Origin of the sequence: Pseudomonas sp. AN3A02 (genome assembly GCF_011765255.1) — a bacterium.
GTDB lineage: Bacteria > Pseudomonadota > Gammaproteobacteria > Pseudomonadales > Pseudomonadaceae > Aquipseudomonas.
On record NZ_JAARNI010000016.1, the window covers coordinates 1 to 22,467 of the forward strand.

At 55.1% G+C, this 22,467-nt stretch carries 20 protein-coding genes, 4 tRNA genes and 1 rRNA gene; all 25 read left to right on the forward strand.

Annotated features, from left to right (window positions below):
• A 5S ribosomal RNA gene (rrf, locus tag HBJ59_RS30125) occupies nucleotides 1-108 on the forward strand; the annotation flags it as partial.
• Between the two features lie 168 nt (nucleotides 109-276).
• Entirely contained in the window at nucleotides 277-1,236 is a 960-nt protein-coding gene (gene birA, locus HBJ59_RS30130) for a bifunctional biotin--[acetyl-CoA-carboxylase] ligase/biotin operon repressor BirA (protein WP_167665677.1), read from the forward strand.
• Entirely contained in the window at nucleotides 1,226-1,975 is a 750-nt protein-coding gene (locus tag HBJ59_RS30135) for a pantothenate kinase (RefSeq protein ID WP_076016473.1), read from the forward strand. Before birA ends, HBJ59_RS30135 begins: the two co-directional genes overlap by 11 nt.
• Before the next feature lie 7 nt (nucleotides 1,976-1,982).
• On the forward strand, nucleotides 1,983-2,429 hold the full coding sequence (locus HBJ59_RS30140; protein ID WP_076016472.1) for a hypothetical protein: 447 nt from the start codon (nucleotides 1,983-1,985) through the stop codon (nucleotides 2,427-2,429).
• Between the two features lie 143 nt (nucleotides 2,430-2,572).
• A tRNA-Tyr gene (locus HBJ59_RS30145) sits at nucleotides 2,573-2,657 on the forward strand.
• 23 nt (nucleotides 2,658-2,680) lie between these two features.
• Nucleotides 2,681-2,754 (forward strand) — tRNA-Gly (locus tag HBJ59_RS30150).
• A gap of 26 nt (nucleotides 2,755-2,780) precedes the next feature.
• Nucleotides 2,781-2,856: transfer RNA gene (locus tag HBJ59_RS30155), tRNA-Thr, on the forward strand.
• A gap of 163 nt (nucleotides 2,857-3,019) precedes the next feature.
• A tRNA-Trp gene (locus tag HBJ59_RS30160) sits at nucleotides 3,020-3,095 on the forward strand.
• A gap of 45 nt (nucleotides 3,096-3,140) precedes the next feature.
• On the forward strand, nucleotides 3,141-3,509 hold the full coding sequence (secE, locus tag HBJ59_RS30165; protein WP_076016471.1) for a preprotein translocase subunit SecE: 369 nt from the start codon (nucleotides 3,141-3,143) through the stop codon (nucleotides 3,507-3,509).
• 9 nt (nucleotides 3,510-3,518) lie between these two features.
• The gene (gene nusG, locus HBJ59_RS30170) at nucleotides 3,519-4,052 is read left to right on the forward strand and encodes a transcription termination/antitermination protein NusG (RefSeq protein WP_003176436.1); all 534 of its coding nucleotides are present in this window, start codon (nucleotides 3,519-3,521) and stop codon (nucleotides 4,050-4,052) included.
• Between the two features lie 117 nt (nucleotides 4,053-4,169).
• Nucleotides 4,170-4,601: a 50S ribosomal protein L11 gene (gene rplK / locus HBJ59_RS30175; RefSeq protein WP_003210097.1), complete on the forward strand. Its 432-nt coding sequence runs from the start codon at nucleotides 4,170-4,172 to the stop codon at nucleotides 4,599-4,601.
• Nucleotides 4,601-5,296, forward strand: a complete 696-nt coding sequence (gene rplA, locus HBJ59_RS30180) for a 50S ribosomal protein L1 (RefSeq protein WP_003176434.1) — start codon at nucleotides 4,601-4,603, stop codon at nucleotides 5,294-5,296. Before rplK ends, rplA begins: the two co-directional genes overlap by 1 nt.
• Before the next feature lie 198 nt (nucleotides 5,297-5,494).
• On the forward strand, nucleotides 5,495-5,995 hold the full coding sequence (gene rplJ / locus HBJ59_RS30185; protein WP_076016470.1) for a 50S ribosomal protein L10: 501 nt from the start codon (nucleotides 5,495-5,497) through the stop codon (nucleotides 5,993-5,995).
• A gap of 78 nt (nucleotides 5,996-6,073) precedes the next feature.
• Nucleotides 6,074-6,439 (forward strand): 50S ribosomal protein L7/L12, encoded by a 366-nt coding sequence (rplL, locus tag HBJ59_RS30190; RefSeq protein WP_076016469.1) that lies wholly within the window; start codon nucleotides 6,074-6,076, stop codon nucleotides 6,437-6,439.
• A 220-nt stretch (nucleotides 6,440-6,659) separates the two neighbouring features.
• Nucleotides 6,660-10,733, forward strand: a complete 4,074-nt coding sequence (gene rpoB, locus HBJ59_RS30195) for a DNA-directed RNA polymerase subunit beta (protein ID WP_076016468.1) — start codon at nucleotides 6,660-6,662, stop codon at nucleotides 10,731-10,733.
• 64 nt (nucleotides 10,734-10,797) lie between these two features.
• Nucleotides 10,798-14,997, forward strand: coding sequence for a DNA-directed RNA polymerase subunit beta' (rpoC, locus tag HBJ59_RS30200; protein ID WP_076016467.1), 4,200 nt, complete (start codon nucleotides 10,798-10,800; stop codon nucleotides 14,995-14,997).
• 216 nt (nucleotides 14,998-15,213) lie between these two features.
• Nucleotides 15,214-15,585 carry a 30S ribosomal protein S12 gene (gene rpsL, locus HBJ59_RS30205; protein WP_002555494.1) on the forward strand — a complete coding sequence of 124 codons (372 nt, stop codon included), beginning with the start codon at nucleotides 15,214-15,216 and terminating at the stop codon, nucleotides 15,583-15,585.
• Nucleotides 15,586-15,703: 118 nt separating this feature from the next.
• A complete protein-coding gene (gene rpsG, locus HBJ59_RS30210) occupies nucleotides 15,704-16,174 on the forward strand; it encodes a 30S ribosomal protein S7 (protein WP_002555493.1) in 471 nt (156 codons plus the stop codon).
• A gap of 30 nt (nucleotides 16,175-16,204) precedes the next feature.
• The gene (gene fusA, locus HBJ59_RS30215) at nucleotides 16,205-18,310 is read left to right on the forward strand and encodes an elongation factor G (RefSeq protein ID WP_076016466.1); all 2,106 of its coding nucleotides are present in this window, start codon (nucleotides 16,205-16,207) and stop codon (nucleotides 18,308-18,310) included.
• 30 nt (nucleotides 18,311-18,340) lie between these two features.
• On the forward strand, nucleotides 18,341-19,534 hold the full coding sequence (tuf, locus tag HBJ59_RS30220; protein ID WP_048724879.1) for an elongation factor Tu: 1,194 nt from the start codon (nucleotides 18,341-18,343) through the stop codon (nucleotides 19,532-19,534).
• Nucleotides 19,535-19,675: 141 nt separating this feature from the next.
• Nucleotides 19,676-19,987, forward strand: coding sequence for a 30S ribosomal protein S10 (rpsJ, locus tag HBJ59_RS30225; protein ID WP_003210084.1), 312 nt, complete (start codon nucleotides 19,676-19,678; stop codon nucleotides 19,985-19,987).
• 81 nt (nucleotides 19,988-20,068) lie between these two features.
• Nucleotides 20,069-20,704, forward strand: coding sequence for a 50S ribosomal protein L3 (gene rplC / locus HBJ59_RS30230; protein ID WP_003194649.1), 636 nt, complete (start codon nucleotides 20,069-20,071; stop codon nucleotides 20,702-20,704).
• A 12-nt stretch (nucleotides 20,705-20,716) separates the two neighbouring features.
• Nucleotides 20,717-21,319: a 50S ribosomal protein L4 gene (rplD, locus tag HBJ59_RS30235; RefSeq protein WP_003210082.1), complete on the forward strand. Its 603-nt coding sequence runs from the start codon at nucleotides 20,717-20,719 to the stop codon at nucleotides 21,317-21,319.
• Complete coding sequence (gene rplW / locus HBJ59_RS30240) at nucleotides 21,316-21,615, forward strand: 50S ribosomal protein L23 (RefSeq protein WP_002555488.1); 300 nt, start codon at nucleotides 21,316-21,318, stop codon at nucleotides 21,613-21,615. The genes rplD and rplW overlap by 4 nt, the downstream gene beginning before the upstream one ends.
• Before the next feature lie 14 nt (nucleotides 21,616-21,629).
• Nucleotides 21,630-22,454 (forward strand): 50S ribosomal protein L2, encoded by an 825-nt coding sequence (gene rplB, locus HBJ59_RS30245; protein WP_032884535.1) that lies wholly within the window; start codon nucleotides 21,630-21,632, stop codon nucleotides 22,452-22,454.
• The last annotated feature ends 13 nt before the right edge of the window (nucleotides 22,455-22,467 follow it).

Consider the following 22,467-nt stretch of genomic DNA (forward strand, 5'->3'; position numbering starts at 1 on the left):
CCATAGAGCATTGGAACCACCTGATCCCATCCCGAACTCAGCAGTGAAACGATGCATCGCCGATGGTAGTGTGGGGTTTCCCCATGTGAGAGTAGGTCATCGTCAAGATTAAATTCCGAAACCCCTGATTGCTAACGCAATCAGGGGTTTTGTTTTGGGCGGTCGGAAAGTATGACGAGCGCCCTTCAAGCATCATCAATGCTAAAGTCCGGCCATTTCTATGCAATGAGCCTATGCATGGCTATCATGCGTGCCTCATTGTGAGGCGGGACTTGCATGCTGACGTTGTTGAAACTTCTAAAAGATGGTCGATTCCACTCCGGAGAAGCGCTTGGTGCTGCCTTGGGCATTAGTCGCAGCGCTGTATGGAAGCAGCTTAAGCATCTCGAGGCGGAATTGAATCTACCTATCCATAAAGTTCGCGGTAGGGGATATCAATTGGCGACCCCCCTGGTTTTGCTGAGTGCTGATGAAATTGCTCGGCATGTGCCGGTTCCCGCATGGCCTGTTCATATATCAGACTCCATTGACTCTACCAATGCCGAAGCGTTGCGTCTTATCGAGGCTGGCCGCACTGCGCCGTTTCTCGTGCTTTCAGAGCAGCAAACTGCCGGCAGGGGACGGCGAGGGCGAAAATGGGTCAGTCCTTTCGCTCAAAACGTGTATTACAGCCTCGTGTTACGGATCGATGGCGGCATGCGTCAGCTGGAGGGCCTAAGCCTCGTAGTCGGGCTGGCAGTTATGCAGGCGCTGCGCGATGCGGGTGTTCGCAATGCTGGATTGAAGTGGCCAAATGACGTTTTGGTGGGGCAGAAAAAGATCGCCGGGATTCTCCTGGAACTGATTGGGGATCCCGCCGACGTTTGTCATGTCGTCCTCGGTATCGGCATTAATGTGAATATGCAGAAAGCGGATGAGGTCGATCAGCAATGGACCTCCATGCAGTTGGAGGCCGGCAGCGCTGTCGATCGTAACTACTTGGTAGCGCGTCTTGGCGTGCAACTGCAGGCTTATCTTGATCGCCACCAGGCGTCCGGCTTTTCCGCGATCCAGGGTGAGTGGGAGCAGAACCATTTATGGCAAGGTCGGCCAGTCTCGCTCATCGCGGGTGTGAATAAGATTGATGGAGTGGTATTGGGAATCGACGGGCAAGGTGCGTTACGGTTGAGCGTGGACGGTGTCGAAAAAGTATATAGCGGCGGTGAGCTAAGCCTGAGGTTGCGTGATGATTCTTGAGCTCGACTGTGGGAATAGCTTTATCAAATGGCGTGTGCTTGAGTCGGATAAGGCTCGGATCTTTGCAGAGGGCGTCGTTGGTTCAGATGCCTCGTTGATCGACAGTCTGCTCGCTCTCACGGGGCTCGCGCTAAGGGACTGTCGGCTGGTGAGTGTCCGCGCCCTGGATGAGACGAATCAGCTGGTGGCTACCTTGGTGGAGGCGTTTGGCGTGAAAGTCCTCTGTGCTGCTTCGGCAAGGCAGATGGGCGGAGTCTGGAACGGATACGAAGACTTTGAGCGCCTTGGATTGGACCGCTGGCTCGCCATGCTGGGTGGTTTTCAGCTGGCCTCGGGCGCGTGCCTGGTGCTCGATTTTGGCACCGCGGCAACAGCTGACTTCATTGCTGCGGACGGTGAGCATCTCGGAGGCTTTATTTGTCCCGGTATGCCGCTGATGCGTAACCAGTTGCGAACCCATACCCGCAAAATACGCTACGACGATATTGCCGCTGAGCGCGCCCTTGAGGCCTTGTCTCCAGGGCGTACAACCGTAGAGGCAGTAGAGCGCGGCTGTACGCTCATGCTGAGAGGTTTTGTGCTGACGCAGTTGGAATTGGCTCGAAGCTATTGGGGCGCCGATTTCACCGTCTTCCTTACCGGTGGTGATGCTGAATTGGTGGCTGACGCAGTGCCTCACGGGAGGCTTGTTCCTGATCTGGTTTTTGTTGGCTTGGCGATGGCGTGCCCTTTGTCCTGAGGTTTTTATGCGTTGGCTGTTTCTGCTTTTGCTGGTCCTCAATGTCTTCTATTACATCTGGCATCAGCAGGAAGCGCCTCTACGGGCTAAAGATGTCACGCCTTTGGCGCTCTATCGTGGCTCTCAGCAAGATATCCGGTTGTTAAGCGAGTCAGCCGATGCGATGGTGCGGCGAGACAGGGTAAAAGCGCCTGAAGCGCAGCCTGCATGCCTGTACATCGGCGGCCTGGCCGATCTGAAAGAGGCTCAGTCCGTCGAGCAGCGCCTCACAAGCCTGGATATCAAGGTCAAATTGCAATCTCTGAACTTGTCTGATGCTCCGGGGTACTGGCTGCGAGTAGCCCCTGAAAGCAGGCGCTTGGCCGATGATCTGCCCTTTGAAAACCTTGCTAATGAATTCAATGAGTTAAAACATAAAATAATGCCGTGCGAAGGCATTGCAACCTTCGAATAGTTTGCATAGAATGGCGCCCGCTTCGCAGTGAAGACCTCTTGGGTCGACAAGGTGAAGCGAAGGTCAACGCAGCTAACCTCATATTTTTTAATGAGAAAGTGGTTGACAGAAGGCTGGCATGATGTAGAATGCCGGCTCGCTTAGGAGGGGTTCCCGAGCGGCCAAAGGGATCAGACTGTAAATCTGACGTCTACGACTTCGAAGGTTCGAATCCTTCCCCCTCCACCATTTTAGCGTGAGCTGCAAGCTCCGCGGGTATAGTTTAGTGGTAGAACCTCAGCCTTCCAAGCTGATGATGCGGGTTCGATTCCCGCTACCCGCTCCAAGTTTGCAGGTTGTGCAAGTTGTTTCGCTCTTGTAGCTCAGTTGGTAGAGCACACCCTTGGTAAGGGTGAGGTCAGCGGTTCAAATCCGCTCAAGAGCTCCATATAACAAGGCAGATATGAAAATATCTGCCTTTGTTTTAACAGCTACCTCTGATTGATTCTGCGCTCTCTCGTGATTTTGTTTGGGTAGGTTCCAGGTTCGCAGGGGTTTGTTGTTGTAAAGTCTTTTTCAGATCGGCATAATTGTCGGCCTGATTTTGTTTTAGGTCAGTAGCTCAATTGGCAGAGCGACGGTCTCCAAAACCGTAGGTTGGGGGTTCGATTCCCTCCTGACCTGCCAGATTCACTTGGTGTGTCTGGCTTTCTTTTCACAGGATCTTCATAGATGACTCCTAAGGCTGAAGCTCAAGGCTCTCGCTTCGATCTGCTCAAGTGGCTTGTAGTAGTCGCTGTTGTGGTGGTAGGCGTTGTTGGCAACCAGTACTACTCTGCGTCGCCGATCCTGTACCGTGTACTCGCATTGCTCGCCCTTGCTGCTGTCGCTGCCTTTGTTGGCCTGCAGACTGCAAAAGGCAAGTCGTTTGCGGTCCTGGTAAAGGAAGCTCGTACCGAGATCCGTAAAGTCGTTTGGCCGACTCGCCAAGAAACCACGCAGACCACGTTGATTGTGGTAGCTGTTGTTCTGGTTATGGCGTTGCTGTTGTGGGGGCTTGATTCCCTGCTCGGCTGGCTTGTTTCCTTGATTGTTGGCTAAGGGTGTCCCGTGGCTAAGCGTTGGTACGTTGTGCATGCTTACTCGGGTTACGAGAAGCATGTCATGCGCTCTTTGCTAGAGCGCGTAAAGCTGGCAGGCATGGAAGATGGCTTCGGCGAAATTCTGGTTCCCACTGAAGAAGTGGTTGAAATGCGTAATGGCCAGAAACGCAAAAGCGAGCGCAAGTTCTTCCCTGGCTACGTGCTGGTTCAAATGGACATGAATGAGGGTACTTGGCACTTGGTCAAGGACACTCCTCGCGTCATGGGTTTCATCGGCGGTACTGCTGATAAGCCTGCTCCGATCACCGACAAAGAGGCGGAAGCAATTCTGCGTCGTGTTGCTGATGGTAGCGACAAGCCCAAGCCGAAGACGTTGTTCGAGCCGGGTGAGGTTGTTCGTGTCACAGATGGTCCGTTTGCAGATTTTAACGGTACTGTCGAAGAAGTTAACTACGAAAAGAGCCGGATCCAAGTGGCAGTGCTCATTTTCGGTCGCTCTACTCCGGTAGAGCTAGAGTTCAGCCAGGTCGAAAAAGTCTAGCTGAGCAAGCATCCCAACCCCGCAGCCTTAGGCTGTGGGGTTTTGTCGTCACTGGGATAAACGCGCAAGTAACCGGGGAGCCTTTCGAGGCGTTCGAACCCGTAATTGGAGTGCCTCATGGCCAAGAAGATTACCGCTTACATCAAGCTGCAAGTGAAGGCCGCTCAGGCCAACCCAAGCCCACCTGTTGGTCCAGCTTTGGGTCAGCACGGCGTGAACATCATGGAATTCTGCAAGGCCTTCAACGCCCGTACTCAGGGTATTGAGCCAGGTCTGCCGACTCCAGTGATCATCACTGTATACAGCGACCGTAGCTTCACCTTCGAAACCAAGTCGACCCCGGCTTCGGTTCTGTTGAAGAAGGCTGCTGGTCTGACTAGCGGTTCCGCTCGTCCTAACACCGTTAAGGTTGGCACCGTGACCCGTGCTCAGCTGGAAGAAATCGCGAAAACCAAAAACGCGGATCTGACTGCAGCTGATATGGATGCAGCCGTGCGTACCATCGCCGGTTCTGCTCGTAGCATGGGCCTTAACGTGGAGGGTGTGTAATGGCTAAGCTGACCAAGCGCCAAAAGGCTATCGCCGGCAAAATCGAAGCGGGCAAGTCCTACAACTTTGTAGACGCTGCTGCTCTGCTGACCGAGCTGTCGACTGTCAAGTTCAGCGAGTCTGTTGACGTTGCTGTAAACCTGGGCGTTGACCCACGTAAATCCGACCAGGTCGTTCGTAGCGCTACTGTGCTGCCACACGGTACTGGCAAGACTGTACGTGTTGCTGTCTTCACCCAAGGCCCAGCAGCTGAAGCTGCTCTGGCCGCCGGCGCCGATCGCGTTGGCATGGACGACCTGGCTGCCGAAATGAAAGGCGGCGACCTGAACTATGACGTCGTAATTGCTTCCCCGGATGCAATGCGCGTTGTAGGTCAGTTGGGTCAGATCCTCGGTCCACGTGGTCTGATGCCTAACCCTAAAGTCGGCACCGTAACTCCAGACGTAGCTACCGCGGTTAAAAACGCCAAGGCTGGTCAGGTTCGTTATCGCACCGACAAAAACGGCATCATTCACACCTCCGTTGGCAAAGTCGGCTTTGATGCCGTCAAGCTGAAGGAAAACGTTGAAGCTCTGATCGCTGATCTGAAGCGTATCAAGCCAGCTTCCTCGAAAGGTATCTACGTCAAGCGCGTTACCCTGAGCACCACTATGGGCCCAGGTCTGGTCATCGACCAAGGCTCGCTGGACGTATAAGACACAAATTGGCGCAAGTAATTGCGCCAATTGAAAGATTGGGGTCCCTGCCTGGCGGGGGCTATCCAAGACCGTAGGCGACGCAAGTCTTAAACCACAAGCCTACGCAGATGGTGCTCCCGGTTCCTTACCGAATCAGACACCAAAACGACATCCGGCCTAGGCCAGATGAAACGGTAACAAGCAGGAGTTAAACCCGTGGCAATTAATCTCGAAGACAAGAAGGCCATCGTCGCTGAAGTCAACGAGGCTGCCAAAGCTGCTCTGTCCGCTGTCGTGGCTGATGCCCGTGGTGTGACAGTAAGCGCTATGACCGGACTCCGTAAAGAGGCTCGTGAAGCTGGCGTATACGTACGTGTTGTACGTAACACCCTGCTCAAGCGCGCTGTTGCTGGCACTGAATACAGTGTCCTCAACGACGTGTTCACCGGCCCGACCCTGATTGCGTTCTCCACAGATCATCCAGGCGCTGCTGCCCGTTTGTTCAAGGAATTCGCCAAGGGTCAGGACAAGTTCGAGATCAAGGCAGCTGCGTTCGAGGGCAAGTTCCTCGCAGCTAACCAAATCGACGTACTGGCAACACTGCCGACCCGTAACGAAGCTATTTCTCAGCTGATGAGCGTGATTCAAGGCGCTACCAGCAAGTTGGCTCGTACTCTGGCCGCAGTTCGCGAGCAAAAAGAAGCTGCCGCAGCCTAAGGCTGAGCAACTCCTCTCGCGTATTTTTGTTTATTTCGATGGCCGCGTAGGCCGTCCCCCAATTCAGGAATTACAGCAATGTCTATCTCCCAAGACGATATCCTCAACGCCGTAGCTGAAATGTCGGTTCTGCAGGTTGTTGAGCTGATCAAAGCTTTCGAAGAAAAATTCGGTGTTTCCGCTGCCGCTGCTTCCGCTGGCCCAGCTGCTGCTGCAGTTGTTGCTGAAGAGCAAACCGAATTCAACGTCATGCTGCTGGAAGCTGGCGAGAAGAAAGTAAACGTGATCAAGGCAGTACGTGAACTGACCGGTCTGGGCCTGAAAGAAGCCAAGGCAGTAGTTGACGGCGCCCCTGCCCAGGTTCTGGAAGCAGTGTCGAAAGACGCAGCTGACAAAGCTAAAGCAACGCTGGAAGAAGCAGGCGCTAAAGTCGAGCTGAAGTAAGCATCGACCTTGCGTCTCCAGCCCAAGCGTTAAGCTGAAGGCTGATGGCTGGTGGCTCTTGCCACCGGCCTTTTTCCGTTATTGGCAATCGACTCGGTCGTCGCCTCTAACGCGCTGTAACCACCCGATGCGGTGGCGCAAACCATGGGGTTTGCAAGATTTTCTGGCTGCTCCCGTCGGGAGGGGCCAAACAAGCAGGTGACCAAGCTGGGGAACGCTGATGGCTTACTCATATACTGAGAAAAAACGTATCCGCAAGGACTTTAGCAAGTTGCCGGACGTCATGGATGTCCCGTACCTTCTGGCTATCCAGCTGGATTCGTATCGTGAATTCTTGCAGGCGGGAGCGACCAAAGATCAGTTCCGCGACGTGGGCCTGCATGCGGCCTTCAAATCCGTTTTCCCGATCATCAGCTACTCCGGCAATGCTGCGCTGGAGTACGTCGGTTATCGCCTGGGCGAACCGGCATTTGATGTCAAAGAATGCGTGTTGCGCGGTGTTACGTACGCCGTACCTTTGCGGGTAAAAGTCCGTCTGATCATCTTCGACAAAGAGTCGTCGAACAAAGCGATCAAGGACATCAAAGAGCAAGAAGTCTACATGGGTGAAATCCCCCTGATGACTGAGAACGGTACCTTCGTTATCAACGGTACCGAGCGTGTTATCGTTTCCCAGCTGCACCGTTCCCCGGGCGTGTTCTTCGACCACGACCGCGGCAAGACGCACAGCTCCGGCAAGCTCCTGTACTCCGCGCGGATCATTCCGTACCGTGGTTCGTGGTTGGACTTCGAGTTCGACCCGAAAGACTGCGTGTTCGTGCGTATCGACCGTCGTCGCAAGCTGCCGGCCTCGGTACTGCTGCGCGCGCTCGGCTATACCACTGAGCAAGTGCTGGATGCCTTCTATACCACTAACGTATTCCATGTGAGCGGTGAAACCCTCAGCCTGGAACTGGTGCCTCAGCGCCTGCGTGGTGAGATTGCCGTTCTGGACATCCAGGACGAAAAAGGCAAGGTCATCGTTGAAGCTGGCCGCCGTATTACCGCGCGCCACATCAACCAGATCGAAAAAGCCGGTATCAAGACGCTGGAAGTGCCTCTGGACTACGTCCTGGGTCGCACCACCGCCAAGGTCATCGTGCACCCGGCCACCGGCGAAATCCTGGCTGAATGCAACACCGAGCTGAACACCGAGATCCTGGGCAAGATCGCCAAGTCTCAGGTTGTTCGCATCGAGACCCTGTACACCAACGACATCGACTGCGGTCCGTTCGTCTCTGACACCCTGAAGATCGACTCCACCAGCAACCAATTGGAAGCGCTGGTCGAGATCTATCGCATGATGCGTCCTGGCGAGCCACCAACCAAAGACGCTGCCGAAACCCTGTTCAACAACCTGTTCTTCAGCCCTGAGCGCTATGACCTGTCTGCGGTCGGCCGGATGAAGTTCAACCGTCGTATCGGTCGTACCGAGATCGAAGGTTCGGGCGTGTTGTGCAAGGAAGACATCGTCGCGGTACTGAAGACCCTGGTCGACATCCGTAACGGTAAAGGCATCGTCGATGACATCGACCACCTGGGTAACCGTCGTGTTCGCTGCGTAGGCGAAATGGCTGAGAACCAGTTCCGCGTTGGCCTGGTACGTGTTGAGCGTGCGGTCAAAGAGCGTCTGTCGATGGCAGAAAGCGAAGGCCTGATGCCGCAAGACCTGATCAACGCCAAGCCAGTGGCTGCGGCGGTGAAAGAGTTCTTCGGTTCCAGCCAGCTCTCGCAGTTCATGGACCAGAACAACCCGCTCTCCGAGATCACCCACAAGCGCCGTGTTTCCGCACTGGGCCCGGGCGGTCTGACTCGTGAGCGTGCAGGCTTTGAAGTTCGTGACGTACACCCGACTCACTATGGTCGTGTATGCCCGATTGAAACGCCGGAAGGTCCGAACATCGGCCTGATCAACTCCCTGGCTGCTTATGCGCGCACCAACCAGTACGGCTTCCTTGAGAGCCCGTACCGTGTGGTGAAAGACGCACTGGTCACCGACGAGATCGTGTTCCTGTCCGCCATCGAAGAAGCTGATCACGTGATCGCTCAGGCTTCGGCCACGATGAACGACAAGAAAATGCTGATCGACGAGCTGGTAGCTGTTCGTCACTTGAACGAGTTCACCGTCAAGGCGCCGGAAGACGTCACCTTGATGGACGTTTCGCCGAAGCAGGTAGTTTCGGTTGCAGCGTCGCTGATCCCGTTCCTGGAACACGATGACGCCAACCGTGCGTTGATGGGTTCCAACATGCAGCGTCAAGCTGTACCCACCCTGCGTGCTGACAAGCCGCTGGTAGGTACCGGCATGGAGCGTAACGTAGCCCGTGACTCCGGAGTTTGCGTCGTGGCTCGTCGTGGCGGCGTGATCGACTCCGTTGATGCCAGCCGTATCGTGGTTCGTGTTGCCGATGACGAAGTTGAAACTGGCGAAGCCGGTGTCGACATCTACAACCTGACCAAATACACCCGCTCCAACCAGAACACCTGCATCAACCAGCGTCCGCTGGTAAGCAAGGGTGATCGGGTTCAGCGCAGCGACATCATGGCAGACGGTCCGTCCACCGATATGGGTGAGCTGGCACTGGGTCAGAACATGCGCATCGCGTTCATGGCCTGGAACGGTTACAACTTCGAAGACTCCATCTGCCTGTCCGAGCGTGTGGTTCAGGAAGATCGCTTCACCACGATCCACATTCAGGAACTGACCTGTGTGGCACGTGACACCAAGCTTGGGCCAGAGGAAATCACTGCAGACATCCCGAACGTGGGTGAAGCTGCACTGAACAAGCTGGACGAAGCCGGTATCGTTTACGTAGGTGCTGAAGTTGGCGCAGGCGACATCCTGGTAGGTAAGGTCACTCCGAAAGGCGAGACCCAACTGACTCCGGAAGAGAAACTGTTGCGTGCCATCTTCGGTGAAAAAGCCAGCGACGTTAAAGACACTTCCCTGCGCGTACCTACCGGTACCAAGGGCACTGTCATCGACGTACAGGTCTTCACCCGTGACGGCGTTGAGCGTGATGCTCGTGCACTGTCCATCGAGAAGACCCAACTCGACGAGATCCGCAAGGACCTGAACGAAGAGTTCCGTATCGTTGAAGGCGCGACTTTCGAACGTCTGCGTTCCGCCCTGGTAGGCCACAAGGCTGAAGGCGGCGCAGGTCTGAAGAAAGGTCAGGACATCACCGACGAAGTTCTCGACGGTCTTGAGCACGGCCAGTGGTTCAAACTGCGCATGGCTGAAGATGCTCTGAACGAGCAGCTCGAGAAGGCTCAGGCCTACATCGTTGATCGCCGCCGTCTGCTGGACGACAAGTTCGAAGACAAGAAGCGCAAACTGCAGCAGGGCGATGACCTGGCTCCAGGCGTGCTGAAAATCGTCAAGGTTTACCTGGCAATCCGTCGCCGCATCCAGCCGGGCGACAAGATGGCCGGTCGTCACGGTAACAAAGGTGTGGTCTCTGTGATCATGCCGGTTGAAGACATGCCGCACGATGCCAATGGCACCCCGGTCGACGTCGTCCTCAACCCGTTGGGCGTACCTTCGCGTATGAACGTTGGTCAGATCCTTGAAACCCACCTGGGCCTCGCGGCCAAAGGTCTGGGCGAGAAGATCAACCGTATGATCGAAGAGCAGCGCAAGGTTGCTGACCTGCGTAAGTTCCTGCACGAGATCTACAACGAGATCGGCGGTCGTAACGAAGAGCTGGACACCTTCACCGACCAGGAAATCCTGGATCTGGCGAAGAACCTGCGTGGTGGCGTTCCAATGGCTACTCCGGTGTTCGACGGTGCCAAGGAAAGCGAAATCAAGGCCATGCTGAAACTGGCAGACCTGCCAGAAAGCGGCCAGATGCAGCTGTTCGACGGCCGTACCGGCAACAAGTTTGAGCGCCCGGTTACTGTTGGCTACATGTACATGCTGAAGCTGAACCACTTGGTAGACGACAAGATGCACGCTCGTTCTACCGGTTCGTACAGCCTGGTTACCCAGCAGCCGCTGGGTGGTAAGGCTCAGTTCGGTGGTCAGCGTTTCGGGGAGATGGAGGTCTGGGCACTGGAAGCATACGGTGCTGCTTACACTCTGCAAGAAATGCTCACAGTGAAGTCGGACGATGTGAACGGTCGGACCAAGATGTACAAAAACATCGTGGACGGCGATCACCGTATGGAGCCGGGCATGCCCGAGTCTTTCAACGTGTTGATCAAAGAAATTCGTTCCCTCGGCATCGATATCGATCTGGAAACCGAATAACACGTGACGCGAATCGAGAGCGGGGCTGCTTAGCCCGCTCTCTGCTCCGCCAGGAGGAAAGGCCTTGAAAGACCTACTGAATTTGCTGAAAAACCAGGGTCAAGTCGAAGAGTTCGACGCCATCCGTATTGGATTGGCCTCGCCTGAGATGATCCGTTCGTGGTCGTTCGGTGAAGTTAAAAAGCCGGAAACCATTAACTACCGTACGTTCAAACCAGAACGTGACGGCCTGTTCTGCGCCAAGATCTTTGGCCCGGTAAAGGATTACGAGTGCCTGTGCGGTAAGTACAAGCGCTTGAAGCACCGTGGTGTGATCTGCGAGAAGTGCGGCGTTGAAGTTGCACTGGCCAAGGTTCGTCGTGAGCGCATGGCGCACATCGAACTGGCTTCGCCGGTTGCCCATATCTGGTTCCTGAAATCGCTGCCGTCCCGTATCGGCTTGCTGATGGACATGACCCTGCGTGATATCGAACGCGTTCTCTACTTCGAGAGCTACGTCGTTATCGATCCAGGCATGACCACCCTTGAAAAGGGTCAGCTGCTGAATGACGAGCAGTACTTCGAAGCGCTGGAAGAGTTCGGCGACGATTTCGATGCTCGCATGGGTGCCGAAGCCGTCCGCGAACTGCTGCACGCTATCGACCTGGAACACGAGATTGGCCGTCTGCGTGAAGAGATTCCGCAAACCAACTCCGAAACCAAGATCAAGAAACTGTCCAAGCGTCTGAAGTTGATGGAAGCCTTCCAGGGTTCCGGCAACTTGCCAGAGTGGATGGTGCTGACCGTTCTGCCGGTTCTGCCGCCAGACCTGCGTCCGCTGGTACCGTTGGATGGCGGTCGCTTCGCGACTTCCGACCTCAACGATCTGTACCGTCGCGTGATCAACCGTAACAACCGCTTGAAGCGTCTGCTCGATCTGTCCGCTCCGGACATCATCGTGCGCAACGAAAAGCGTATGTTGCAAGAAGCTGTCGATGCCTTGCTCGACAACGGTCGTCGTGGCCGCGCTATCACCGGTTCGAACAAGCGTCCTCTGAAATCCTTGGCTGACATGATCAAGGGTAAGCAAGGTCGTTTCCGTCAGAACTTGCTCGGTAAGCGTGTTGACTACTCCGGTCGTTCGGTAATTACCGTAGGCCCGACCCTGCGTCTGCACCAGTGCGGTCTGCCGAAGAAGATGGCTCTCGAGCTGTTCAAGCCGTTCATTTTCGGCAAGCTGGAAATGCGTGGTCTCGCGACCACCATCAAAGCCGCCAAGAAAATGGTCGAGCGCGAACTGCCAGAGGTTTGGGACGTTCTTGCTGAAGTGATCCGTGAACACCCGGTTCTCCTCAACCGTGCACCGACCCTTCACCGTCTGGGTATCCAGGCGTTTGAACCCGTACTGATCGAAGGTAAGGCTATCCAGCTGCACCCTCTGGTCTGTGCTGCGTACAACGCCGACTTCGACGGCGACCAAATGGCCGTGCACGTACCGCTGACGCTGGAAGCCCAGTTGGAAGCGCGTGCGTTGATGATGTCGACCAACAACATTCTGTCGCCAGCCAACGGTGAGCCAATCATCGTTCCGTCGCAGGACGTTGTATTGGGTCTGTACTACATGACTCGTGAAGCGATCAACGCCAAGGGCGAAGGTCGTGTGTTCGCGGATCTGCAGGAAGTTGACCGTGTGTTCCGTGCCGGCGAAGCCGCACTGCACGCCAAGGTTAAAGTCCGCATCCACGAAACCATCAACGATCGTGACGGTGGCAGCGTCAAGAACACCCGTATCGTCGACACCACTGTCGGCCGTGCGCTGTTGTTCCAGGTTGTTCCACCTGGCCTGTCGTACGACGTGGTCAACCAGCCAATGAAGAAAAAGGCGATCTCCAAGCTGATCAACCAGTGCTACCGCGTGGTTGGTTTGAAAGAGACCGTTATCTTCGCTGACCAGTTGATGTACACCGGTTTTGCTTATTCGACCATTTCCGGCGTTTCCATCGGTGTTAACGACTTCGTTATCCCGGACGAGAAAGCCGCCATCATCGGTGCTGCTACCGATGAAGTGAAAGAGATCGAAAGCCAGTACGCCTCCGGCCTGGTAACCCAAGGCGAGAAGTACAACAAAGTGATCGACCTTTGGTCCAAGGCCAACGACGAAGTGTCGAAGGCGATGATGTCGAACCTCTCGAAAGAGCGCGTTATCGACCGTCATGGCGTAGAAGTCGATCAAGAGTCGTTCAACTCGATGTACATGATGGCCGACTCGGGCGCACGGGGTTCTGCTGCGCAGATCCGTCAGCTCGCCGGTATGCGTGGCCTGATGGCCAAGCCGGACGGTTCCATCATCGAAACGCCGATTACTGCGAACTTCCGTGAAGGTTTGAGCGTACTTCAGTACTTCATCTCGACTCACGGTGCTCGTAAAGGTCTGGCGGATACCGCGTTGAAAACCGCTAACTCCGGTTACCTGACTCGTCGTCTGGTAGACGTTGCGCAAGACTTGGTTGTGACTGAAGTTGACTGCGGTACCGAACACGGTCTGCTGATGACTCCGCACATTGAAGGCGGCGACGTTGTAGAGCCGTTGGGTGAGCGCGTACTGGGTCGAGTAATCGCCCGTGACGTATTCAAGCCAGGTACCGAGGAAATCATCGTTCCTGCCGGCACTCTGGTAGATGAGAAGTGGGTCGAGTTCATCGAACTCAACAGCATCGACGAAGTGATTGTTCGCTCGCCGATCAGCTGCGAAACCCGCTACGGCATTTGCGCCAAGTGCTACGGCCGTGACTTGGCTCGTGGTCACCAGGTGAACATCGGTGAAGCGGTCGGCGTTATCGCTGCCCAGTCCATCGGTGAGCCGGGTACCCAGCTGACTATGCGTACGTTCCACATCGGTGGTGCGGCAAGCCGGACCTCCGCAGCTGATAGCGTTCAGGTGAAGAATGGCGGTACCGTCCGTCTGCACAACCTGAAGCACGTTGAGCGAGTGGATGGCCACCTGGTTGCTGTGTCCCGTTCCGGTGAGCTGGCAATCGCTGATGACTACGGTCGTGAGCGCGAGCGTTACAAGCTGCCGTACGGTGCTGTGATTTCGGTTAAAGAAGGTGACAAGGTCGACGCTGGCGCAATCGTGGCCAAGTGGGATCCGCACACTCACCCAATCGTTACCGAAATGAAAGGTACCGTGACCTACGTGGGCATGGAAGAAGGCATCACGATCAAGCGTCAGACTGACGAATTGACCGGTATGACCAACATTGAAGTACTCGACGCCAAAGACCGTCCAGCTGCAGGCAAAGATATCCGTCCTGCTGTGAAGATGGTTGATGACAACGGCAAGGATCTGTTGCTGCCAGGCACTGACGTTATCGCTCAGTACTTCCTGCCAGCCAACGCCTTGGTCGGTGTTGCGGATGGTGCGAAGATCGCGATCGGTGATGTTATCGCTCGTATCCCGCAAGAAACTTCGAAGACCCGTGACATCACCGGTGGTCTGCCGCGTGTTGCCGACTTGTTCGAAGCTCGTCGTCCGAAAGAAGCGTCGATTCTGGCTGAAGTCAGCGGCACCATCGCGTTCGGTAAAGAGACCAAGGGCAAGCGCCGTCTGGTCATTACCCCGAACGACGGTAGCGATCCGTACGAAGAGCTGATTCCGAAGTGGCGTCACCTGAACGTCTTCGAAGGCGAACAGGTAAACCGCGGCGAAGTTATCTCCGACGGCCCGAGCGATCCACACGACATCCTGCGTCTGCTGGGTGTGAGTGCGCTGGCCAAGTACATCGTTAACGAGATCCAGGACGTTTATCGTCTGCAAGGCGTGAAGATCAACGATAAGCACATCGAGACCATCCTGCGTCAGATGCTGCGTAAAGTTGAAATCGCTGAATCCGGCGATTCGAGTTTCATCAAGGGCGACCAGATGGAACTGACTCACGTACTGGTAGAGAACGAGCGTCTGGCTGGCGACGAGAAATTCGTTTCCAAGTTCACTCGTGTGTTGCTGGGTATCACCAAGGCGTCGTTGTCCACTGAGTCGTTCATCTCGGCGGCCTCCTTCCAGGAGACCACTCGTGTACTGACCGAAGCAGCGGTAACCGGCAAGCGCGACTACCTGCGCGGCCTGAAAGAAAACGTGGTTGTGGGTCGACTGATCCCGGCCGGTACCGGCTTGGCCTACCACAGCGAGCGTAAGCGCCGCCGTGAACTCGACAAGCCGCTGCGCGTAAGCGCCAGTGAAGTGGAAGCTGCACTGACCGAAGCGCTGAACTCAAGCGGTAACTGAGTTCTGCGGTAAATAAGACCGGGCCCTGGCAGCCCCGTTCGTCGGATCGAGACAGAATTGTCCCGGTTCGATGGAGGGGGAGGTCGGGGCCTTGCCTTGACTGGGGGCAAGATCCTCTTTAGACTCTTGTACCCCTAAATTTGGCGGGAATTCGTTCCTGCCATTTTGCTTTTCTTGCAAGACAATAGCGTCGCAAGACAACAGTGGAGCTAGTAGATGGCAACTATCAACCAGCTGGTACGTCAGCCGCGTAAGCGTATCGTCGAGAAATCCGACGTGCCTGCGCTGCAGAACTGCCCGCAACGTCGTGGCGTATGCACTCGCGTGTATACCACTACGCCGAAAAAACCTAACTCGGCACTGCGTAAAGTATGCCGTGTGCGTCTGACCAACGGTTTCGAGGTTTCCTCGTACATCGGTGGTGAAGGCCACAACCTGCAAGAGCACAGCGTGGTACTGATCCGCGGCGGTCGTGTAAAAGACTTGCCAGGTGTTCGTTACCACACCGTACGCGGCTCCTTGGATACTTCCGGCGTTAAAGGTCGTAACCAGGGTCGTTCGAAGTACGGTACCAAGAAGCCTAAGTAGTAGCGGCTTTTTGTAAAACTGAATCATCTTATTTTCTGAGTCGATAAGAGTAAGGTCGGAGGCGTCCCGAAAGGGCACTAATTCCGAGCGAACCTGAAGACCGTTTGAGGGCTTATCCATGCCAAGAAGACGCGTAGCAGCCAAGCGCGAAGTGCTTGACGATCCAAAATACGGAAGCCAAATTCTGGCCAAGTTCATGAACCACGTGATGGAAAGCGGCAAGAAAGCCGTTGCCGAGCGTATCGTTTATGGCGCGCTGGAGAAGGTTAAAGAACGCAAGAACAGCGACCCCCTGGAAATCTTCGAGAAAGCTCTCGACGCCATCGCTCCGCTGGTCGAAGTGAAGTCGCGCCGTGTAGGCGGTGCTACTTACCAGGTTCCGGTTGAAGTTCGCCCGTCCCGTCGTAACGCTTTGGCAATGCGCTGGTTGGTAGACTTCGCCCGTAAGCGCGGCGAGAAGTCTATGGCCCTGCGTTTGGCTGGCGAACTGTTGGACGCTGCTGAAGGTAAAGGTGCTGCTGTTAAGAAGCGTGAAGACGTGCACCGTATGGCTGAAGCCAACAAAGCTTTCTCGCACTACCGCTTCTAATTCTAGCTTCACTAATTTTGCGAGGGCTTTATGGCTCGTACTACTCCGATTAGTCGCTACCGTAACATCGGTATCGTCGCTCACGTGGATGCTGGTAAAACCACCACCACCGAGCGCGTCCTTTTTTACACCGGCAAAAGTCACAAGATGGGCGAGGTGCATGACGGCGCCGCGACCACAGACTGGATGGTTCAGGAGCAGGAGCGTGGTATTACCATTACTTCTGCTGCTATTACCGCCTTCTGGAAAGGTTCCGAGAAGCAGTACAAAGATGAGCACCGCTTCAACGTAATCGATACCCCGGGCCACGTAGACTTCACCATTGAAGTTGAGCGTTCCCTGCGCGTACTCGACGGCGCTGTCGTTGTGTTCTGCGGCACCTCGGGTGTTGAGCCTCAGTCGGAAACCGTATGGCGTCAAGCCAACAAATACGGCGTTCCACGTCTTGTTTACGTAAACAAGATGGACCGTGCTGGTGCGAACTTCCTGCGCGTGATCGGTCAGATCAAGCAGCGTCTGGGTCACACCCCGGTACCAATCCAGTTGGCTATCGGTTCCGAAGACAACTTCCAGGGCCAGATCGATCTGGTGACCATGGAAGCTGTTTACTGGAACGACGCTGACAAAGGTATGGTTCCTGTTCGCAAGCCTATCCCTGCTGAACTGCAGGAATTGGCTGACGAGTGGCGCAACAACATGGTTGAAGCTGCGGCCGAAGCCAACGAAGAACTGATGAACAAGTACCTCGAAGGTGAAGAACTCACCAACGCGGAAATCAAGGCCGCTCTGCGTCAGCGTACTATCGCTGGTGAGATCGTCTTGGCTGTTTGCGGTTCCTCGTTCAAGAACAAGGGCGTTCCCCTGGTTCTCGATGCTGTGATCGACTACCTGCCGGCCCCAGTGGATATTCCTGCCATCAAGGGTACTGACCCGGATGACGAGACTATCGAGCTGGAGCGTCATGCAGACGACGCAGAACCGTTCTCCGCTCTGGCATTTAAAATTGCCACTGACCCATTCGTGGGTACCTTGACCTTCGTCCGCGTTTACTCGGGCGTGTTGAACTCCGGCGACGGCGTGATCAACTCGGTTAAAGGCAAGAAAGAGCGCGTGGGTCGTATGGTGCAAATGCACGCAAACGCCCGCGAAGAGATCAAGGAAGTACGCGCTGGTGACATCGCGGCCTTGATCGGCATGAAGGACGTCACCACTGGTGAAACCTTGTGCAACGCTGACAAGCCAATCATCCTGGTTCGCATGGACTTCCCGGAGCCGGTTATTTCGGTTGCCGTTGAGCCTAAGACCAAGGATGACCAGGAAAAAATGGGTATCGCTCTGGGCAAGCTCGCTCAGGAAGATCCATCTTTCCGCGTCAAGACTGATGAAGAGACTGGTCAAACGATCATCTCCGGCATGGGCGAGCTTCACCTGGACATCCTGGTTGACCGGATGCGCCGTGAGTTCAACGTCGAAGCCAACATCGGTAAGCCTCAGGTTTCCTATCGTGAGCGCATCACGAAGAACTGTGAAATCGAAGGCAAATTCGTTCGTCAATCCGGCGGTCGTGGCCAGTTCGGCCATTGCTGGATCCGTTTTGCACCTGCTGATGAAGGTCAGGAAGGTCTGCAATTCGTGAACGAAGTAGTGGGCGGTGTTGTTCCTAAGGAATACATCCCGGCTATCCAGAAGGGTATCGAAGAGCAGATGAAGAACGGTGTTGTTGCCGGCTATCCGCTCATCGGCCTGAAGGCGACCGTTTTTGACGGTTCTTACCACGACGTCGACTCCAACGAGATGGCGTTTAAGGTGGCTGCTTCCATGGCTACCAAGCAACTGGCCCAGAAGGGCGGTGGTGAGTTGCTTGAGCCAATCATGGCAGTAGAAGTCGTTACGCCTGAAGACTACATGGGTGACGTGATGGGCGACCTTAACCGTCGTCGCGGCATGATCTTGGGTATGGAAGATACGGTTTCCGGCAAAGTGATTCGTGCCGAGGTTCCGTTGGGCGAGATGTTCGGTTATGCGACCGACGTTCGTTCCATGTCTCAGGGTCGCGCAAGCTACTCTATGGAATTCAAAAAATACAACACAGCTCCGGCGCACATCGCTGAAACTGTATCCAAAAAACAAGGCTGATTCAGTCCTTTAGGCAAGGAGTTAATTGTCGTGGCTAAAGAAAAATTTGATCGTTCCCTACCGCACGTCAACGTTGGCACCATCGGTCACGTTGACCACGGTAAAACTACGCTGACTGCTGCTCTGACTCGTGTTTGCTCCGAAATTTTCGGTTCGGCTATCGTTGACTTCGACAAGATCGACAGCGCGCCAGAAGAAAAAGCTCGTGGTATCACCATCAACACTGCTCACGTTGAATACAACTCGCTGATCCGTCACTACGCTCACGTTGACTGCCCAGGTCACGCTGACTATGTGAAGAACATGATCACCGGTGCTGCCCAAATGGACGGCGCGATCCTGGTTTGTTCGGCCGCTGATGGTCCGATGCCACAAACCCGTGAGCACATCCTGCTGTCCCGTCAGGTTGGCGTTCCGTACATCGTGGTTTACCTGAACAAGGCTGACCTGGTAGACGACGCTGAGCTGCTGGAACTGGTTGAGATGGAAGTGCGCGATCTGCTGAGCACTTACGACTTCCCAGGCGACGACACTCCGATCATCATCGGTTCTGCTCGTATGGCTCTGGAAGGCAAAGACGACAACGAAATGGGCACCACTTCCGTACGGAAACTGGTTGAGACTCTGGACAGCTACATCCCAGACCCAGTACGTGTTATCGACAAGCCGTTCCTGATGCCAATCGAAGACGTATTCTCGATCTCGGGTCGCGGTACTGTTGTGACTGGTCGTATCGAGCGCGGTATCGTTAAGGTTCAAGATCCACTGGAAATCGTTGGTCTGCGTGACACTACCGTCACCACCTGCACCGGTGTTGAAATGTTCCGTAAACTGCTCGACGAAGGTCGTGCAGGCGAGAACTGCGGCGTTCTGCTGCGTGGTACCAAGCGTGACGACGTTGAGCGTGGCCAGGTTCTGGTTAAGCCAGGCTCGGTTAAGCCACACACTACCTTCGAAGCTGAAGTGTACGTGTTGAGCAAAGAAGAAGGCGGTCGTCACACTCCGTTCTTCAAAGGCTACCGTCCACAGTTCTACTTCCGGACCACTGACGTGACCGGTAACTGCGAACTGCCGGAAGGCGTTGAAATGGTAATGCCAGGCGACAACATCAAAATGGTTGTCACCCTGATCAAAACCATCGCAATGGAAGATGGTCTGCGTTTCGCTATCCGTGAAGGCGGTCGTACCGTCGGCGCTGGCGTCGTAGCCAAAATCATCGCTTAATAAGTGATGACTTGAAAAAGCCCCCGCTCAGCGGGGGCTTTTTTATTGAGTTGACACCCATATGGGGCGTCTATAGAATTGCGCCTCCTTTTAACGGGCGTGTTGCGCTCGCTGGGAATAGCAGCCGGAGTCTGAAATCCAATGGCAAATCAGCAAATTCGTATCAGGTTGAAGGCTTTTGACCACAAACTGATCGACCAATCCACCCAGGAAATCGTGGAAACCGCGAAACGTACTGGTGCTCAAGTGCGTGGTCCAATTCCACTGCCTACCCGTAAAGAACGGTTCACCGTTCTGGTCTCCCCGCACGTCAACAAAGACGCGCGTGACCAGTACGAGATCCGTACTCATAAGCGCGTGCTGGACATCGTCCTGCCAACGGATAAAACCGTTGATGCACTTATGAAGCTTGATCTGGCGGCCGGTGTGGAAGTACAGATCAGCCTCGGCTAAGACTTGGGTCTTAGTCGTGTAACGCTCTGAAATGGGCGGCCATAGCGGGTGAAAGCCCCGTACACTCATGAGGTTTACAACATGACTATTGGTGTAGTCGGTCGTAAATGCGGTATGACCCGTATTTTCACCGAAGAAGGTGTCTCCATTCCGGTTACGGTCATTGAGATCGAGCCGAATCGCGTCACCCAGTTTAAAACTGAAGAAACCGATGGCTATCGTGCAGTGCAAGTCACTGTCGGCGAGCGTCGTGCTTCGCGTGTGACTGCTGCTCAAGCAGGTCACTTCGCTAAAGCAAACGTTGCAGCTGGTCGTACTGTTATGGAGTTCCGTCTTGAAGACGGCGACTACCAGGCTGGCGATCTGATCAACGCTGAAATCTTCGCCGCTGGTCAACTGGTTGATGTAACCGGTCAGTCCAAGGGTAAAGGCTTCCAGGGTACGATCAAGCGTTGGAATTTCCGTGGCCAAGACAACACTCACGGTAACTCCGTTTCCCACCGCGTCCCGGGCTCTATTGGCCAGTGCCAGACTCCTGGTCGTGTATTCAAGGGCAAAAAAATGTCCGGTCATATGGGCGCTGAGCGCGTGACCGTGCAGTCCCTCGAAGTAGTGCGCGTCGACGCTGAACGCAATCTGTTGTTGGTCAAGGGTGCTGTTCCTGGCGCTACTGGCGGCAACCTGGTTGTACGTCCAGCGGCCAAGGCTCGCGGTTAAGGGGAAGCTGACATGCAATTAAATGTAAATGACGCTCAAGCGATCGAAGTTTCCGAACTGACATTTGGCGGCGAATTCAACGAGACGCTGGTTCACCAAGCAGTCGTGGCCTACATGGCCGGCGGCCGTCAAGGTAGCAAGCAGCAAAAGACCCGTTCCGACGTTCGTGGTGGCGGTAAGCGCCCTTGGCGTCAGAAAGGTACTGGCCGCGCTCGTGCCGGTACTATCCGTAGCCCAATCTGGCGTGGCGGCGGTACCACTTTCGCAGCACGTCCACAGGATCACACCCAGAAGCTCAACAAGAAGATGTATCGCGCAGCACTGCGCTCCATCCTTGCTGAACTCGTGCGTACTGATCGTCTGGTCGTGGTTCAGGACTTCGCTGTTGAAGCGCCGAAAACCAAAGATCTGCTGAACAAGCTGAACGGCATGGGCCTGACTGACGTCCTGATCGTGTCTGAAGCTGTTGATCAGAACCTGTACCTGGCTGCTCGCAACCTGCCACACGTTGATGTACGTGACGTGCAAGGTTCCGATCCAGTTAGTCTGATCGCATACGACAAGGTGTTGATCACCGTGTCGGCCGTGAAGAAATTCGAGGAGCTGCTGGGATGAACCAGGAACGCGTATTTAAAGTTCTGCTTGGCCCGCACGTTTCCGAAAAGGCTACGGTTCTGGCTGACAAGAAAGGCCAGTTCGTTTTCAAGGTTGCAACTGACGCAACCAAGCTGGAAATCAAGAAGGCCGTCGAAAGCCTGTTCAGCGTGAAAGTAGAGCGTGTTACTACCCTGAATGTTCTGGGTAAGAGCAAGCGCACTGCTCGCGGTCTGGGCAAGCGTAATGACTGGAAGAAGGCAGTTATCTCCCTTCAGCCAGGCCAAGATCTCGATTTCAGCAGCAGTGCTGAGTAAGGAAGGGGTGCATCATGGCAATCGTTAAATGCAAACCGACTTCCCCTGGCCGCCGTTTTGTGGTCAAGGTGGTCAACCAGGAGCTGCATAAAGGCGCTCCTCACGCACCGCTGCTCGAGAAGAAATCGAAGACTGGTGGTCGTAACAACAATGGTCGCATTACCACTCGTCACATCGGTGGTGGCCATAAGCAGCATTATCGTCTGGTCGACTTCCGTCGCAACGACAAAGATGGCATCACTGCCACTGTCGAGCGTATCGAATACGATCCAAACCGTACTGCTCACATCGCTCTGCTGCTGTACGCAGATGGCGAGCGTCGCTACATCATCGCCCCTAAAGGCGTGAGTGCTGGTGACCAGCTGATCGCAGGTGCTTTGGCGCCGATCAAGCCGGGCAACGCTCTGCAACTGCGCAACATTCCAGTTGGTAGCACCGTACACGGCATCGAATTGAAGCCGGGTAAAGGCGCGCAAATCGCTCGTTCCGCTGGTGCTTCGGCTCAGCTGATCGCTCGTGAAGGTGTCTACGTGACCCTGCGTCTGCGCTCTGGTGAAATGCGTAAAGTACTGGCTGAGTGCCGTGCGACCCTGGGCGAAGTCTCGAACTCCGAGCACAGCCTGCGTTCGTTGGGTAAAGCTGGTGCCAAACGCTGGCGTGGCGTTCGCCCAACCGTTCGTGGTGTTGCCATGAACCCGGTTGACCACCCACACGGTGGTGGTGAAGGTCGTACCTCTGGTGGTCGTCATCCGGTATCGCCATGGGGCTTCCCGACTAAGGGCGCGAAGACTCGTGGTAATAAGCGTACCGACAAAATGATCGTCCGTCGTCGCAAGTAAATAGAGGGATACG